The organism is Flavobacterium silvaticum (genome assembly GCF_012911565.1).
Classification (GTDB): Bacteria; Bacteroidota; Bacteroidia; order Flavobacteriales; family Flavobacteriaceae; genus Flavobacterium; species Flavobacterium silvaticum.
The window spans coordinates 398,698-415,384 of record NZ_JAAMPU010000108.1; the positions used below are offsets into that span (position 1 = coordinate 398,698).

Sequence of the window (16,687 nt, forward strand, 5' to 3'; positions counted from 1 at the left end):
AATTAACGTGAGTTCGACATAAGAACTTCCCCTGACGCTTGAAATAGTAACTTCTGAAAAGGAAATCGTGAGCTAATTCCACAAAACACACGTCTTCTGCGTTGGATTTTTAGCTGATAGCACCACTATCACCCAAAAATCCGTCTTGAATCCATGTATTTTCTGGAATCCAGGCTTTGTCCTTATATCAAACTCACGTTATTTACTTCAAAGCCTGGGTGCAACACTATCTAAAAAAGAAAACCTCCCAAAAGGAGGCTTTCAAATCAGACTTAACACAATGAAGCAACTTATTGCAACACGATCTTCTTAACTTCCTTGAAGTCGCCGGAAACGAACTCAAGAACGTAAACACCTGAAGAAAGCGACGTCAAGTCAACGCTTGTGTTGTTGAAGCCGGCCGAGGCGAGTTCAGAAGCATATACTTTTGAACCGTTCAGGTTATAGATATTGATGCTGTTTTTTGCGGTTGAAGAAGCGGCATCATAAACGATATTGATTTTTTTGTCGCGTGACGGGTTCGGGAAAACTCCAAAAGTCACCGCTGTCTGGTCAACTGTTGAAAGTTGGTCGGTTACGTCTTCCGAATTGAAGGTGATGACACCGGTTGACGATCCTTCGAACGTATTGAAGACCAAACGGTAAACGGTTCCGTTAAGGTATTTTACGTAGAATGCCATATCGCTGTTGACATCATATGTGAATGTTCCCATGTTGAATGTTTTCCAGTCGTAACCAATAGTGTTGATATCGGCGGAATATTCCAAAGCAGATGTATCTGTTCCGTTTGCCTCGTCATTCTGGGCTACCTGAATGTCTTTGTGGTGCAAAGCTCCGGTAACTGAGTACATCATGGAACCGTCGCCCATAATGTCCGTAAGGTATTTGGTGAATACGAAATCCCAATCGGTAGAAGCCGGTTCTGCAACAACAGCGGCATTATCCTGTAATGAAAAATAGTTGTACAATTGGGTGGTGTTGGTTGAATTCGCTACGGTTGTAGTCGTATCGGCACTCCACGCAGTTCCGTCCCAGCTTGAATACGTGAACGTGTATCCGCCCCAGAAATCATCGATTCTAAGTTTTTTATACGTGGCATCGGCATATTTCAAAACGAAAATCACGGTTCCATAAACATGGTGGGTCACGGAATTGTACTCGCCCCAACCGTATGTTGCAGAACCTGAATCGAATGAGCCTGTTTCCCAAGCCGTTTCGCTGTTGTACAAATGCGTCCATGTGGCTTCCTGGGTTACATCGATGGTTGCCCAGTCGTTAAGGTCTGCCGACGCTTCGAACACGGAAATTCCTTTGTGGTCGTTTGAACGGATGCCGATATCAAAGGCACTCTGGCGGTTGAAAGCGATATCCCAGGAAGATGACGGATACGAATTGGTCGCCTGGTTAGACAGCTTGTAATACACCTGATTGGCATATCCAGCGCCCATGGCTACAGATCCGGGAACGGACTGTGCACTCATTGTAAGGCCCAAAAGACCCATTGCGGAAAGAAGTATTCTTTTTTTCATGATTAGAGGTATTTGTAGTTATTGCTTATTATTATTTTAATTATTTAGTATTCCAGCCAGACTCCCGATCTTCATTCTTTCGGTCTTTCCCGACTTTCCCGACTTTCCCGACTTTCCTGACTCTCCCGATCTCCCGATCTCTTGAACTCCCGATCTTCCGACTTTCCCGACTCTCCCGATCTCCCGATCTTTTGAACCCCCGATCTTTTGAACCCCCAATCTTCCGTCTTTCCCGACTTTCCCGACTTTTCCGACTCTCCCGATCTCTTGAACTCCCGATCTTCCGTCTTTCCCGACTTTCCTGACTTTCCTGACTCTCTCGATCTCCCGATCTTTTGAACCCCCGATCTTCCGTCTTTCCCGACTTTCCCGTCTTTCCCGACTCTCCCGACTCTCCCGATCTCTTGAACTCCCGATCTCACTGCAACAACGCATACTCAAACTTCGGATAGCCGCGCACGCCGTCGGTATTCAAAAAGCCGAGCATCCTGATTTTGTAATAGATTCCGTTAGGGTCTTTGAGGACGTAGAATCTGTTGGTGTACACGGTTCCGGAGAAAACGTCGCGCCAGTCGGCACCAATGACGCGCTGGTCGTTTTGGAACAGGCTTTCATCGATGTTGGCGACACTGAAATCGGCATATGAACTGAACGACGTACTGACTTCATAGGCTTTTGCACCGCCTTTGAGGTTGTTGAGCACGAAATCTGAATACCCGTAAGATCCCGAACCCGCAATCTCATTCGTGAAAACAGTAAAGTTCAAATCCCATTGGTCTTTCATCGGCTCGACGCTGACCGTATTGTTGGTATTGAAGCTGAAGAACCTGAAATTGTAAGCGGCATCCTTTTCAATGACCACTTCCTGATGCGACGTGCTGTTCAGGTTGGCATATTGCAAAATGTATTGGTCGCCCTGGCGCAGCACGCGTATTTTTTTCCACCCTCTTGGATTTCCTGCAATAGCGACCGATCCGGGAACGGGCGTCGTTGTCCCTACGGTGTATCCGAGATTGACGAGGTATACATGGTTGTCTGCATCGTTGACCGATATCGCATCGATCGCAGTTCCGGAAATAGCACCCGTCGGATCGTCTACATAATCCATATTCGCCGGATCGAAAGTCCCGATGGCAACCTGATTGAAATATTGTGAAACGCTGGCCTGAGTGACCGCATCGATATTTGTCGCATCCAGTTTTTTGGCTGCCATGTAGAGCGAACCGTTGAGCCCGACACGGAAATCATCTCCGCAATAGAATCCTAAATCCCACGATTCGCGGAACACTTCGGTAGTGGTTTCTGAACTTAAATCCACATAAATCTGGTTGCCCTGATTGGGCCCGCCGATATGTGGTTCGGATACGCCACCAAGAGATTCCTCGAATGAAACGACAGAGGTCGTATAACCCTGGATATTCGTTTCACGGGCATAATCGATGGAAAGAATCTGGAATGTGACGACTTTCTGGTCTGAATCGAACGGGAAAATAAGGTTTTGGAACAGGAACGATGTTTTATCCTGTCCGGCGATTATGGGTAAGGTAAATGTCAATGACGGTGCTTCCGGCGTGGTTTTAAAATCGACTCCGTAGCTGGCTTCTTCGGATGTGATTCCAATGGTCACCGTTCCGTTTGCCGTTGCCGTCTCAGAAAAAACAACGAACATTTCCTGAGAATCGGGAATGTCGCTGTATTTGTACGATGTCTTTTCAAACGCGGCGACAAAAGGCTGGGCCGGAACCGGATCTTCGCTTGCACAGCCCAGAATAACCAGTGCAAAAACAACCGTCGTAAAAAGTAGATGTAATTTCTGTTTCATAGCTTACCCGAAATTGAATCTGTAAAGAATCTTTAGAAAATAAGACCGGCCGTATCCAAGCAACTGGCTTGATGGAGCCGCCGTATGTGCACTGCCGTTGACTGCCGTTGTGTTCAGGGTTGTGACATCTGCAAGGTTCCGCGCACCCAGAGTCACTTCGAGTTTGTCTTTTGCGAACGTCTTGCGTACGGTAGCGTCGATCATGGTATAATCGCTGAGTTTTCCACGGACAAGGATTACTTGCTGGTTTTCGTCGTATTGCTGGACAAACTGATACTGCGGCCCATTGTACTTCCCAAATGCGGAGAAAGTGGTTTTCCATTTTGGAATAGTGTACGAAAGGTTTCCGTTGACATTGACCGAATACAGGAAATCGTCGTTCTTGATTTCAGATGAATTGAGCACTTTGGCAATCCCGCCGTAAGTCACTCCGGCGTTTAGCAGCCAGTTGCCGGTTTTGGCAGATCCGGTCAGGCTGGAACCGATGGTCCGGTACAAATCGATGTTCGCAAAACGGAATGTGGGCGGTGAAAACTGCGTCTGGATCAATTCGATACGATCCTGTACATCGATATACCACGCAGATAATTTGGTTTCAAGCTCGAAGCCTTTTTCTTTTTTGAAGACTTTATTGAGGTGGAGGAAAGCCGATACGCCTTGTTCTGGCTTCAAATCCGGATTTCCCTGGACGTTGTGGTTGACATCGACAAAATAAGAGTACAATTCTTCATAATCCGGCAATCGTGGACAGGTTCCGATTATGGCGCGCAGTTCATATCCGTTTCCTACATCATACAATCCGCTGAGAGAAACGGCGACCTGCGTATTGAATTGGGAAGAAAACAAGCCGCGTACTCCGGGACGAACGGTGAACTTTTTACCGAATTTCATTTCGGTCGACCCGAAGAAATCATACGTTCCGAGGTTGCGTTCTATCGGCTCGCCAATGAATTCATAAGCGAACATCGACGCATAACCTCTTATGGTATTGACTTCATACCCCAGCTGGAAATCGATCCATTCCGAATCGAGGAAATTGCTTACGGTCGCTTTGGAATAATAGACTTTGCGTGATTCGTAGACGTCGTCGGACAAATCTTCCTCTGTATCGCGCCGGAAGTAATAGTTATAAATACGTGCGTTGCGTTCCTGTTGTTGGTAAGACGCATAGAAATCATAGGTCAGGCCTGAAGAAAAAGTCCCGCTTGCGTTGATCAGGTGCACCATGCGGTTGGTTTCGAAATCACGATCCTGGGCCAGTTCATCGTACGTATCTGTCGGCGCATCGTAACGCGGATCGACTATCGGATTATACCAATGCGTGAGTTCGTTGAAATATTCGAAACGGTAGAAGAACCGGTGCTTTTCGTTCGGATTATAACCTACAAAAGCCTTGGCGTGCAGTTGTTGTTTCGGAAGCCATCTGTACCCGCGTAACGAATCGTTTAGATAATGGTTGCGGCCCTGCAATCCGTCGTGATAGCCATCGAAATCATTGTAGGTGAACATAGCGTTCCCCGTCCATTTATCGGAAAAATTGTGGGCGATGCGAATCGATTGGATGTGACGGCCTTCACTGACGCCGTTGTATTCTTCGCCAATGGTTTCCTCCTGTATGAAAGGAGTGATTTCCCAGGTATGTCGCGCTTTCTTTTTGGTAATGATGTTGATGATGCCCGATACGGCATTGGCTCCGTACTCCACGCCCATGGCTCCTTCCACGATTTCGATTTGCTGGATGTCGTCCAGGTTGATCTGGGTCAGATCTGTATCCGAACCCAAATCTTCGTCATTGATAAGCGGCACATTGTCTACGAGAATCTTGAAATATTGGGCATCGAGACCGAACAATTGCACGCCGGATTTTCCGGTCGATGCATTTGGCATTACAGATATATTGAGCGTTTGGTTGAGCAAATCGGCGAGGTTGTTTCCGGCCTGCCTGTCGATATCGGCACGCGAAATCACTTTGACCTGGAACACCGATTTATCGACCGATTGCGGATTGAATTGTCCTGTCACGATTACTTCCGATAGCTTGCCGCCTTTAACCAGCGTATCGTTCTGGGCAGTGGCAAAACCAGTCATAAAAAGACAACTAATCAGTAGAACCTTAGTGGCGTCGATGGGATTGGAAAAGAAAAGTTTCTGGAAAAAATCGGGCGACATTCTTTTTATTTAGACTGATTATCGATAATTTTATGCCGCGAAGATACTTTACTATTTTTAATTATTCTAAATAAATTTTATCTTTGGCACGTTAAAAAAAACTACCAACACATGAGAAACGGGATACTTTCCTCAATTACACTGCTTTTGGCAATCGCTTCATCAGCACAAAACAAGAAACAAGAAGACGTCAAAGCCATCAAAGCCATGTGCGGATGCTATGAAGTGACGTTCAACTTCGCCGAAACCTTCACGCCAGAGTCAAAAGCCGCCGATTACAAACCGTCGCCAACCAAAACAGAACAAGGTTTGGAATGGGTGGAATTGATAGAAGATACCCCGAACAAAATATCGATGCAGCACTTATTGGTCGTATCCGATTCGATGATCGTAAAACACTGGCGTCAGGATTGGGAATACGAAAACACCAAATTCTACCAGTTTTACAAAGACAACACCTGGAAATTCAAGACGCTTCCGGCTGCTCAGGTAAAAGGTCAATGGACGCAGCGTGTTTTCCAGGTGGACGACAGCCCGCGCTATGAAGGAACGGCAACGTGGGTTCATGTGGACGGGCGCGATTTCTGGACGAACACGACTGATGCACCGCTACCGCGTCGGGAGCACACTATCCGTAACGACTATAATGTACTTACCCGCACCAATACACATGAAATCACCAAAGAAGGCTGGATTCACGATCAGGACAATATCAAGATCAAACGCGGGGACGACGGAAAAGACGTGGTCGTTGCCAAAGAAAAAGGATACGATGTCTATAAAAAAGTAGCCGATTCCAAATGTGCCGCTGCCCAGAAATATTGGGCGGAATACAAGCCGATGTGGAAAAACGTCCGCGACAAATGGGCTGTTGTATACGGTTTGAACAAAGACCTTAAATTGCAATCTAAAGTTGACGGACAATCGCTTTTTTCCAAGTTGTTCGATAAAAAAGCCAATACGCCAAAAGCAGATACGGATGCCATCATCGATAGCTTCGTAATCAAATAATTTCGATTTTGTAAAGTAGGAAAAGGTGCTCTCGGGCGCCTTTTTTTTATGGCCGCCAGATTGAAATAAAACTTATTTTTAGGATCTATTCCCAACTGTGTGCTGAAATACAACTACCAGATCGCTTTAGTCATCATCGGATTGGCGGTGATTGCCTTGCTGGACGAATTGTTTCAGTTGAGAAACCAGCACATTATTTTCCCGGATTCGGACAATTACCGTGAAGCCGGCGAATTTTTGTATCATCACTTCAAGCCTCATTATTACAGGCCTTTTGGAATGGCGTTGATTTTTGGGCTTCCGTATTTGCTTGGGTTTGGAGATGCCGCTGTGTATGATTTCAGTTTTTGGGTAAATGTTTCGGCCTGGATAGCATCGGCACTACTTATTTTTAGTTTCTGCAGAAAAAGGCTTCCCGATTCAAAAGCATTTATTGTATCTGTACTGTTTTACGGATTGATAAGTCCGGCCCTTATCAACTTTCACTTGCTCACGGAAAGCATCTTTGTCTTTTTGATGTTTTCTGCCATGACTTTTCTGGATGATTATTTCCGCATTAAATCATTCCGGCTTCTGTCGCTGGCACTTGCAATTCTGATATTCACAGCCTTGATCAAGCCCGGAATGTTTTTCTTTTCGTTGCTGGTATTGGCCTTTTTTTCCAGGTCGATTTTGCGCCATCTGTCCAAACCGGCTTCAGGCTTTATTTTCTTCAGCATTGTCCTTTTGGTTTTCCAGATGATCCAGATGAAACGCGAATATGGCAATTTCACCATAAGCTATATCGACGGCGTAACCTATTACAACTATTTAGGCAGCAAAGCAGAGGCATTCGAAAAAAATCAGGATCCGATTGCGGCAATCAGGCAACGTTCCGATTATATATTCGGCTTTTCGTATCCGCAGCAAAAGATCATTGCCCGTAAAGATTTACATCGACAGATAAACCACAATACGCCGAATCTGATAAAGGCCTATTTCTCAAATATCGTTTACAATGCCACTTGCGGAGGCGACTTCTCTTATGTCAGGAGCCCAAACACGCGTTTTTCTGAACTGATAAAAACCAATGCAGGCCGTTTCTCAAAATATCAGAACATTTTTCTAACAGTTTTAGGAATTTTCCTATCGGTGACTTTCCTGCTTAAAACCTTCCGGAAACCAACCGTTTACAGCTTCATCAGCGTGTTTATACTATATATCATAGCCGTTTCCGGAGTTTCCTATTATCAGGCAGACCGATTCCATATGGTCATTTTTCCTTTCGTACTCGTATTGGCAGTCGCTTTATATTCAGGCAGATTGCATCAAAGCAAAAATCAGCCGTCATAACATCCATACGATTTTCCGTACAGAGCCGTTATTCCGTAACCATTCAATTACTATGCGGCTGATTGTTTTTCTACTTGTTTTTGGATTTTGCATCACATCGGCACAAAACCTTGTACTGAACCCAAGTTTTGAAGAATCCAAAAGATGTAATGCCACCATCGGGATGTTCAATGTCAATGTGACCGATTGGACGACGCCGACCTTTGCATCGACCGATTTTTTCAACTCGTGTGAAAAATCAGAAGCCGGTGTTCCCGCAAATTTCATCGGAATCCAGGAAGCGCGTTTCGGTCAGAATTATGCCGGATTTTATTTGTATTCCGATAAAAATTACCGCGAATATATCCAGGGGAAATTTTCTGAACCCTTGCAGAAAGGCAAAACCTATACGGTTTCATTTTGGGTCAGCCTGGCCGAAGCTTCAGATTATGCATTGAAGGAATTCGGCATATTGATCTGCGAAAAGCCAATCAAGAATACCATCGAAGAAGTACTTTCAAATAAAGAAATCGAAAAGGCGAATCCGGGAAATTTCGGGTTATACCCTATTATTGGAAAAATGCCGTATGACGACAAGAACAACTGGATGCATGTACAGACAAAAATAACGGCCAAAGGTGGCGAAACCGCTATCATAATCGGGAATTTCAAATCGAATGGAAAGACCGAAAAAATCCTCGCGTATCCCAAACGGCTTGAAATTGCCTACTATTTCATTGACATGATAAGCGTCGAAGCAGATATGGCTGAAATTCCTGTCACAGAAGCTAAAGCATCCGTCAACGAACCTCAACCTTTTTCATCACAACCTGAATTAGGCAAAAGCTATATTCTGGAAAACGTGACTTTTGCCTTCGACAGCGCAGAACTCACAGCGGTTTCAAAAGCCGAACTTGACAAATTGCTCGAATTTCTGCTCCCGATTAAAAACCCAAATGTGTCCCTTTCCGGTCACACGGACAACATCGGACTTAAACAATACAACCTGGATATTTCAAAAAGACGGGCCCAATCCGTCGCCGATTATCTTATCCAAAATGGAATCAGTGCTGATGCGATTACAGTGAATGGATTCGGTGATGAAAAGCCTATCGTTTCAAATGATTCAGAAGAAGGAAGGAGCCGCAACAGACGTGTGGAGTTCGAGATTACGAAGTAACCAAAACCGCTTTCTTTCGGAACCAAAGCGTCCGCCGGTTGATTTCAAGTGATAAATGCCGATGTTTTTTATACCTCAGCGTAAAAATGATAGCGAGCGCGATGGTCAGTCCGCGGAAAATATTGGCATACATTCCGCCTAAAGCCGTTTCATCCATCGCAAATAATTCCCATGCGAGGTTCATGAAGGCGTGAAGGAACACGGGCAGCCATAAGTTGAAATTCCATTCGGCGAAAAGCCAGGCAAATAAGACTCCGCCCATAAAAGTCACGCCGAAAATGCCGACCGATTCCATCAAATCATTGCTTTGCCACAAATGACCGGACGCGAATAAAAGTGCCGCAAAAACTACCGATGGCATAAATCCGAGACGCGTGTTTCGGAACAACAAACCAAACAAGAATCCGCGGAAATAGAGTTCTTCAAAGAATCCGGCGCAGGCCGTTTTACCAACAAGGTTTTCCCAGTTTTCTATCGGTTTGAAATTGAAAAAGAAATAGCCGCCGAGTAACATCGGCAAAGCAAAAAGCAAGGCAAACCCGGCTCCTTTCCAGAAATCGGTTCCAAGCCCGAGGCTTTTGAGCGCATTCCAGCCCGGATTGAAAGCCCGTGTCGCAAGGAACATCGGATTGCCAACCACAAAATAGGTAACGATATAACTCAAAAGCCCCAATTTCAAAATAGAATCGAGGCTTGCTTTTATGACATCAAAATACGTGAACAGGAAATAATAACATCCGAATGCCGCAACGATTATGAGTATACGGACGGCTTGTGACATCAGGCCTTTGGTAAAAATACTTCGGCCATCATGCAACGTGCGCTTCCACCGCCGCAGGCTTCGATCGTGTCCAGGCTTGAACTTAAAATAGTTCCGTGTTTCTGGAGTGCTTCGATTTGGTCTTTTCTCAGGCTTTTGTATGCGGCCGCACTCATGACAATGTAACTTTTGCCTTCGGAACCGCGAACCTGCAGCATATTTCCGGCAAAATTGTTCATCTGGTCTTCGGTGATGGAAATGATTTCCTTCCCGTCTTTTTTGAGGTTGTCAAGAACATTGTTGCGTTCCTGTTTGTCATCTATCGAATCCGGGCAAATCACGGCGAAATTTTCACCAAGGCACATCATAACGTTGGTATGATACAGTAATCGTCTGTCGTCATCTATGGTTTGATAAGCATTGAAGATGACCGGGCCGAGATCGAAATCCTCACAGAACTCGATCAACAATTCTTCATCGGCACGCGGGGACAAGGCACAATACGCTTTTCCGTGGACGCGGTCGAGCAACAGGCTTCCGGTTCCTTCGAGGTAGAGCTCTTCATCTTCGGCATCGGTATAATCGACGACATTTTCAATCAAAAACCCTTTTTCCTCAAGCAGGTCGAGAATGTCTTCGCGTCTTTCGGCTCGTCTGTTTACGGCAAACATCGGATACAAAACCACGTCACCGTTTTCATGGAACGAAATCCAGTTGTTCGGGAAAATGGAATCGGGCGTATCGGGAATCTTGGTATCATGGACGACGATAACATTGACCCCGACCATTTTTAGCTTGTGGACAAAAGCATCGAATTCTTCCTGGGCGCGTTCGTTGACCGTTTCAGGCGACAGGCCGTCTATGACTTTTTGGTAGTAGTTGTTGATGGCAGTTTGCTCATTCATCCGGAAAGATACCGGACGTACCATGAGGATGGTATTCGTAGTCTGGTTCATAGCGAAATGCTATTCTTTATTTTTATTTATATTTTTTATTCGGTTAACCGTGAATCAATATTCGTAATTTTTTGGATACGATTGACGACAGCGAAAAAAAATCCTTTTGAAAAAATGTTTTTTGATCTGACGACAAAACGATAAATTTCAAATTTACCAAGAAGGCAAGAAGACACGAAGGCATCTGGTGATGCTTTAATCCCTTATCAAAGGCAATGTGGAACATCTGAGCAAACCTTCCTGCTTGGAGATTTCGGCATATGGGATTTCCTCGACTGTAAAACCGTTTTGTCGAAGCCAGTTGTTGAGGCGTGTGAAATTTCGTTCAGAAACGACAACATTTGGCGCAATCGAAAACACGTTGGAGTTCATATCGTACATTTCCTGTCGTGTGATATGGAACAGATTTTCGACTCCGAAAAGGTCGCGCAGGTATTCGTAATCTTCCACATCGCAAAAACCTTCTTTGTAAATGATAGCCTTGTCCTCGCCCACCGGCTGGAAACAACAATCGAGATGCAACGCATTATCGCGTGCTTCTTTGGTCGATTTGACAAGATCGAAATCAACCACTTTTTTGTTTGGGAAATAATCGCGGATGAACTGGACGCCTTTGTCATTGGTACGCGCCGTTTTGATTTCGGGATAATCTGGCCGGCAGTAGGTTCCTATGAAAATATAGTCGTTCCACAAGATGACATCGCCACCTTCTATGTGGATGCTTTGATCTTCAATTTCAACGAATTTGGCAGCAGGAATCTGTTCGATGACTTTGTGAATGGCGGGAAATTCTTTTTCGCGATCGGGTAATATATTGGCCTTGAAAAAAACATCGTCTATAACAAAACCGATGTCGCGCGTAAAAATCTGGTTTTCGTTTTCGACGATTTCCGGCCGATAGACTTGTACGCCATACTTTTCAAAAACGGCGTTGAAAGCCTCCATTTCCGGCACCATGTCTTTTTCAAGCGGATACGTTCCGGCAAAGATATGCTCGAGTGATTTTGGATCGTAAGCGTCTTGTGGTTTGGGCGTCGGGCCGTTACTGACAGCAGTTCCAAGGACTACGGCACGCAGCCTGGCGGTTTCATTCTTTACATTCAAGGGCAACATAGAAAACGTTTTCGTTTCAGGGGCAAAGATAGGAAAAGCCTCCGGATGGGGAGGCTTTTTGTGTTAATTCAAATGGTTGTGGAATTAATTTTTGATAAACTGTTCCGTTCGCAAAGTACCGCTGGAGCAAGTTACATACAGAATGTACATACCTTGGGCAAAAGCATCGGTATCCAAAGTGTAGTCAGATTCTCCAGACATTTTCTTCTCGAATACGGTTCGTCCATCATATGTAGTGACGGTTATAAAAGAGGCTGTATCTGACAATAATTTAATTCCGAGTGACGATTTTGCCGGATTTGGGCTTATCATCATTTCAGAAGTTTGAGAATCGGCCTCATCAACCAACCGGGCATATCTGCAGGTCTCGCAACAATCATCAATATAGGCCTCAAACTGTATATCACTTTGGAATGATGTGGTAGGATTCATCAGAATATAATATCCCGCTTTCATGGTTATATCTTTTGATCCTGAAATGGAATAGCCATCATCTGCCAGTATCCATTCGTGTCGCTGGTATAAGTAACTTGTTAGCGATTCCGTGTAGTCTACAGTCAGTGTGTTTGTACAATTACATTGGCTGTCTTCCGACGACAATACGGTTATGGTATCGGTAAGTGTAATGGTACACCCGACATTGTTCACATACTCATACGTGATTATATGTTCGCCTGGTGTTGCGAGAGCACCTTCAAGACTTGTCTCTTCGCCAGTCCCAGTTATTCCCGCTCCGGAAAATGTTCCAGTTGGTGCTGCGTTATCCAGGTACTGGATGAGGTAGTCCAATGTTGCATTTTCACAGAGGAAGGCGGGTAGGTCGAGCGATGAAGGGACAATTGGCCTTATTATTACATTATCTATGTAGTAATAAGGCTTATTCGGAGTGCCGTTTCCGGAAATGCAGCCTGGTACCGATGGAGCAACAGATACGTCATAAAATGTTGGATTTTCTAATCCTCCAATGTACAAAAATTGGTGGCCTCCGCTCTGTGTGTGAAACGAAAAAGAAAGTGTTTCCCATCCATTTGAAGTATTATTGACGTTCGAACTTACAAAAAATAGATTTTCCGGATTCGCATTTATGCTGCTTTGTATCGGAAAATTACCCCCAACAGGATTAATCGGATCAATTCCGAGATAAGCTTGCATTTTAATCGCCGATACACTATTGGCTTCTGCAAGCGAAATGTCATACTCCAGTAAATAATCGGTATCTGCTAACAACGGGGAAATCAATATTGTGGAAATGGCCTCATTATTTTGTTGATCAGCTAATGCAATTCCAGCATATCCATTCCCCTCGCTTGCAAGCTCATAACCCGCATCATTACATGGAACACCATTCAATGTGCCGCTCCCTGCCGAAGAATTGAAAAGATCTGGGGTCGGTATAGCCGCATACCATCCGCATGCAACATTTCCGTTACCAGGACTACCTTCCAAACTACCATTATCAACTAAATTACAAAGACCCGGGCGACATGTATAAGTTCTCTTGCAATAAGCATAGATGTACGTGATATTCCCTCTTTTTCCAGTGGCATTGTTTATCGGCACATACCGCAATAAGTGAATACCCGGAGTAGAAGTAGTCATATTTATACTTGAATTTGTCAGACTTGAGGTTATGGAGAAATTGGTTGTATTATCGTACACATCCTCCAGGCATTCAAATCCTTTTGGACCGGATGAAAAATCATTTCCGAGAATGTTTGAAATCACGATTGGATTTGCCGTCGTTCCAAGTCCCTGATATTGAAAAGTTCCCGAAATCAATCCGTCATTTACACCGGCTATCCTGTTCCCGCTGCACGTACCACCACTGTATGCATTAAAATTCAGATTGGCATCATTTCCAAAAATATCCCTTACCGCATAACCCAAATCGCATAATGCTACCCGTTCTTCCGGTTTTGGATATCGCCTCATTTGTGCGGGTGCAACTACATTGCTCATTAAAAAATAGTCATTGTTACCATAGGGTGGTCCATAACACATATCCTCAAAATGGCTCAGGCTGCTCCCGGATTCATAACAGGCCGGAGTGTAAACAGGTATGGTGTTGGTTCCGAAAAATTTGACAGCGCTGGAACATATGGTCTCATCTGTAGTATAGCCAACACTACAGCCCGGAGCAAGTATTGAGGTAGACAGCGCCGGATTAAACTGATACTGATACAAACTGCAACCGCCTGTGTTTGTCAATAAAGCATTCGTTCCGGAATTATTACGCAGGAAAAGATCGTATCGGGAAAAATACGGATAATCATTCAGGCGCGAGGTTCCATCGCCGTCAATTAAGCTTATCAATCCCAAAGCGTGCATCATTTCATGCAGGATAGCGGAATAAAGATCCTGGCTTCCTGTTGGCGGTGTCGACTGCAGATCTGTATGCCATGTAGTGGTATTGAAATCAACCGCTATCATGCCATGGTAGAATGCACCCGAACCACTTGCAGATACGCCATTGGAAATGAGCGGAGAAGTAACATTAGTGTATGAATCGACTCCGGCCTGGATTGTTTTCCAGACTTCACCATCGACAATTCCGCTGGCCGGTTGCCCCTGATCACTTGGAACGGTGTAGAAACTTGTTCCCATTGCCAGAGTTCCTGCAGGCACAGTCAAATTAGAGATGTCCCGAACCCAGATATTGACACGATGGGTAACTGTCGGATTTTGTAGTGGCGTTATCAGAAATGCTGAAATATCAGACAGTACCTGACATAAAACCGCACTGCGATCTGTAAGTTCCATACCGCTGTTCTCTTCAAAATAGACGTCGAAAATTCCTGTATTGCATTGTTGGAATTGCGTGCGTTTTACAGCAAGTGGGGCAACAGTTTTAACAGAATCAATTTTTATGTCATCCAACGAATATTCGTTACCGAGCCTGTCGTATACTTTGTCAAAAATCCCGTCAGGCGACCACGTGACAACCTGGGATTGACAAATAAAAGGCAGAAAAATGGACAGGCATAACAGCCAAATCCTGTTCGGGTAAAAAGACTTTGCTTTTTTACCGACAACATTTAAAGGCCTCATATTTATTTCTTTTCAGATTGAGAAACTTTTAAAAGCTCAGCCAGTTTTTTCTCCAATTCATCTATCTGATGCTGTTGGGCTTGGATCATTTTGTTCTGTTCGATTGTGTACAATACTAATTCCTCGATCTTACCCATTTGTTTAGCCTGCATTTCTCCTATGTCAAGACCATTTTTAACAAGGTCTTCGGCCGAATTTATTCCAGGAAGATGCTTTTCGCTTTTCACGAATTTCTCAAGATCTGTCAACGGCATCAGTTTATAATTCGTCTCAAAAACATGATCCATCCAGTTTCCGGTGCCTTCTATGGCTACCTTAACTTTTTCCGCCATAATTCCTTCTTCTACAAAAAGCTTGTAATTACCAGTATATGTAGCTCCGGCTACCGTTGTTTTGTCTCCGATGTAAATTTTTCCTCCTGAAGTTGTATTGAACAAAAGATTTGCGTTCAAATTGACCAGACGTCCAGAATTTATATTTCCATCTGAATTATATATGCTCGTATCGGTATCTGTAAATCCGGGCAGGCTCACCGTATTTCCACCTGAAATTGACAAAGTGGTTCCAGTAACCGAAAGTGAGGGAGTTGCCGCTATGGTATAACCTGAAGAAGCGCTTCCTGATAAACTTATATTTGTTCCCGCAGCAATTGTAGTATAACCACTTGAAGCTGCCGGGAGATTTTGAAGTATGACATTTCCGGCACTGTCAACAGTAAGGAATTTGCTTGCTGTTGACGTTGGTGAAAAGGTCGATTTTAAGTTTGAAAAAAGAAGCCCGGAAGTATTGGCTGTGGCACTTTTAATTTCTAATCTATTTTGTGCCTTTGTATTGCCCAAACCTATGCCCACATTCCCATTATTAGCGACTGTTAATCTGGCAATATTTGATGAACCGTCAGCAAGGATTATCGAATTATTGGAGTTATTCCCAAAGTCTGTCCCGTCACCTGCGCTCGGCATATGATATCTACCAATAATAACGTTGTTAGAGCCTGTAGTGATAGACTTACCGGCTTGATATCCGACAAGGACATTTTGAGCACCTGTCGTGAGACTTGTACCTGTTTCATTACCTAAAAAGACATTATTAGTAACTGATGTACTGTTGAAATTTATTGCCGAAGCATTACCGATGACAATGTTAGCGGAACCCACTGAAGCCGTTCCATTGTTTCCTGCCCACATAGCACCGGCTCCAATAGCTATATTATTGTCGCCTACCCCATTCTGAAAAGCTGCAATACCTATTGCGATGTTACCACTAGCTGTCCGGGCAAAAGTATCTCCTCCTAAAGCTCTGTAGCCCATGGCTATATTATTGTTTCCTGTAGCCATCCTTAATGTTTCTAGACCGAATGCTGAATTAAGTTGACCTGAAGTCAGGTTTGACATTGCAGAATTACCAAATGCACTGTTACCCCCTGTTCCTGTATTGGTGCTAACCGAGGCCAGTGACGATGTTCCGAATGCAGAATTCCCACTACTTAATTGATTATTCATTAAACTTTGATACCCGAATGCACAGTTGGCTTGTGCCGCGGGAGTTGTGGTCGGGCTGACACCGTCTATTCCTTTCATGGCCTGATAGCCAAAAACGGAATTAAAATTTTCATACAGCCCCGGCGTTGGATAAGATCCCGTAGCAGGTGTAATACCAAAAATCGCATTCCCTCCTTGGGCATTCACACCAATTGTAAAGACAAACAATAATAAACAACTGAATAAATTTTTCATAAATGTTTCTTTTAAAGGTTCTTACCAAAATTATCAGTAGTCATCTATAAAA

General features: G+C 44.3%; 11 protein-coding genes. 3 read left to right on the forward strand and 8 right to left on the reverse strand.

What is annotated here, in order from left to right; genetic code table 11:
* Nucleotides 1–290: 290 nt before the first annotated feature.
* From G6047_RS15980 to G6047_RS15990, 3 genes are all read right to left on the reverse strand, one after another.
* On the reverse strand, nt 291–1,529 hold the full coding sequence (locus tag G6047_RS15980) for a T9SS type A sorting domain-containing protein (protein ID WP_169528627.1): 1,239 nt from the start codon (nt 1,527–1,529) through the stop codon (nt 291–293).
* 418 nt (nt 1,530–1,947) lie between these two features.
* On the reverse strand, nt 1,948–3,351 hold the full coding sequence (locus tag G6047_RS15985) for an HmuY family protein (RefSeq protein WP_235946574.1): 1,404 nt from the start codon (nt 3,349–3,351) through the stop codon (nt 1,948–1,950).
* A gap of 3 nt (nt 3,352–3,354) precedes the next feature.
* Nucleotides 3,355–5,520: a TonB-dependent receptor plug domain-containing protein gene (locus tag G6047_RS15990; protein ID WP_169528628.1), complete on the reverse strand. Its 2,166-nt coding sequence runs from the start codon at nt 5,518–5,520 to the stop codon at nt 3,355–3,357.
* 111 nt (nt 5,521–5,631) lie between these two features.
* Here G6047_RS15990 and G6047_RS15995 point away from each other — a divergent pair, with 111 nt between their 5' ends.
* The 3 genes from G6047_RS15995 to G6047_RS16005 all read left to right on the forward strand — a co-directional run bounded on the left by G6047_RS15995 (nt 5,632) and on the right by G6047_RS16005 (nt 9,022).
* Nucleotides 5,632–6,531, forward strand: coding sequence for a DUF6607 family protein (locus G6047_RS15995; RefSeq protein ID WP_169528629.1), 900 nt, complete (start codon nt 5,632–5,634; stop codon nt 6,529–6,531).
* A 99-nt stretch (nt 6,532–6,630) separates the two neighbouring features.
* Nucleotides 6,631–7,863, forward strand: coding sequence for a hypothetical protein (locus G6047_RS16000; protein WP_169528630.1), 1,233 nt, complete (start codon nt 6,631–6,633; stop codon nt 7,861–7,863).
* A 52-nt stretch (nt 7,864–7,915) separates the two neighbouring features.
* The gene (locus tag G6047_RS16005; RefSeq protein WP_169528631.1) at nt 7,916–9,022 is read left to right on the forward strand and encodes an OmpA family protein; all 1,107 of its coding nucleotides are present in this window, start codon (nt 7,916–7,918) and stop codon (nt 9,020–9,022) included.
* On the opposite strand, the gene G6047_RS16010 is transcribed toward G6047_RS16005, so the two are convergent.
* The 5 genes from G6047_RS16010 to G6047_RS16030 all read right to left on the reverse strand — a co-directional run bounded on the left by G6047_RS16010 (nt 9,012) and on the right by G6047_RS16030 (nt 16,635).
* Nucleotides 9,012–9,803, reverse strand: a complete 792-nt coding sequence (locus tag G6047_RS16010; protein WP_169528632.1) for a CPBP family intramembrane glutamic endopeptidase — start codon at nt 9,801–9,803, stop codon at nt 9,012–9,014. The two genes, G6047_RS16005 and G6047_RS16010, sit on opposite strands and share 11 nt — an antisense overlap.
* The gene (ctlX, locus tag G6047_RS16015; RefSeq protein ID WP_169528633.1) at nt 9,803–10,738 is read right to left on the reverse strand and encodes a citrulline utilization hydrolase CtlX; all 936 of its coding nucleotides are present in this window, start codon (nt 10,736–10,738) and stop codon (nt 9,803–9,805) included. The genes G6047_RS16010 and ctlX overlap by 1 nt, the downstream gene beginning before the upstream one ends.
* A 195-nt stretch (nt 10,739–10,933) precedes the next feature.
* A complete protein-coding gene (locus G6047_RS16020; RefSeq protein WP_169528634.1) occupies nt 10,934–11,851 on the reverse strand; it encodes a dimethylarginine dimethylaminohydrolase family protein in 918 nt (305 codons plus the stop codon).
* Between the two features lie 84 nt (nt 11,852–11,935).
* On the reverse strand, nt 11,936–14,899 hold the full coding sequence (locus G6047_RS16025; RefSeq protein ID WP_169528635.1) for a T9SS type A sorting domain-containing protein: 2,964 nt from the start codon (nt 14,897–14,899) through the stop codon (nt 11,936–11,938).
* Between the two features lie 2 nt (nt 14,900–14,901).
* The gene (locus G6047_RS16030) at nt 14,902–16,635 is read right to left on the reverse strand and encodes an autotransporter outer membrane beta-barrel domain-containing protein (RefSeq protein WP_169528636.1); all 1,734 of its coding nucleotides are present in this window, start codon (nt 16,633–16,635) and stop codon (nt 14,902–14,904) included.
* Nucleotides 16,636–16,687: the final 52 nt, after the last annotated feature.

Excerpts from the sequence above, each read along its gene's own strand:
- G6047_RS15995 (WP_169528629.1), top strand. The coding sequence starts at position 5,632 with ATGAGAAACGGGATACTTTCCTCAATTACACTGCTTTTGGCAATCGCT.
- G6047_RS16030 (WP_169528636.1), bottom strand. The coding sequence starts at position 16,635 with ATGAAAAATTTATTCAGTTGTTTATTATTGTTTGTCTTTACAATTGGT.
- G6047_RS15990 (WP_169528628.1), bottom strand. The coding sequence starts at position 5,520 with ATGTCGCCCGATTTTTTCCAGAAACTTTTCTTTTCCAATCCCATCGAC.
- G6047_RS15985 (WP_235946574.1), bottom strand. The coding sequence starts at position 3,351 with ATGAAACAGAAATTACATCTACTTTTTACGACGGTTGTTTTTGCACTG.
- G6047_RS16020 (WP_169528634.1), bottom strand. The coding sequence starts at position 11,851 with ATGTTGCCCTTGAATGTAAAGAATGAAACCGCCAGGCTGCGTGCCGTA.
- G6047_RS16005 (WP_169528631.1), top strand. The coding sequence starts at position 7,916 with ATGCGGCTGATTGTTTTTCTACTTGTTTTTGGATTTTGCATCACATCG.
- ctlX (WP_169528633.1), bottom strand. The coding sequence starts at position 10,738 with ATGAACCAGACTACGAATACCATCCTCATGGTACGTCCGGTATCTTTC.
- G6047_RS15980 (WP_169528627.1), bottom strand. The coding sequence starts at position 1,529 with ATGAAAAAAAGAATACTTCTTTCCGCAATGGGTCTTTTGGGCCTTACA.
- G6047_RS16025 (WP_169528635.1), bottom strand. The coding sequence starts at position 14,899 with ATGAGGCCTTTAAATGTTGTCGGTAAAAAAGCAAAGTCTTTTTACCCG.
- G6047_RS16010 (WP_169528632.1), bottom strand. The coding sequence starts at position 9,803 with ATGTCACAAGCCGTCCGTATACTCATAATCGTTGCGGCATTCGGATGT.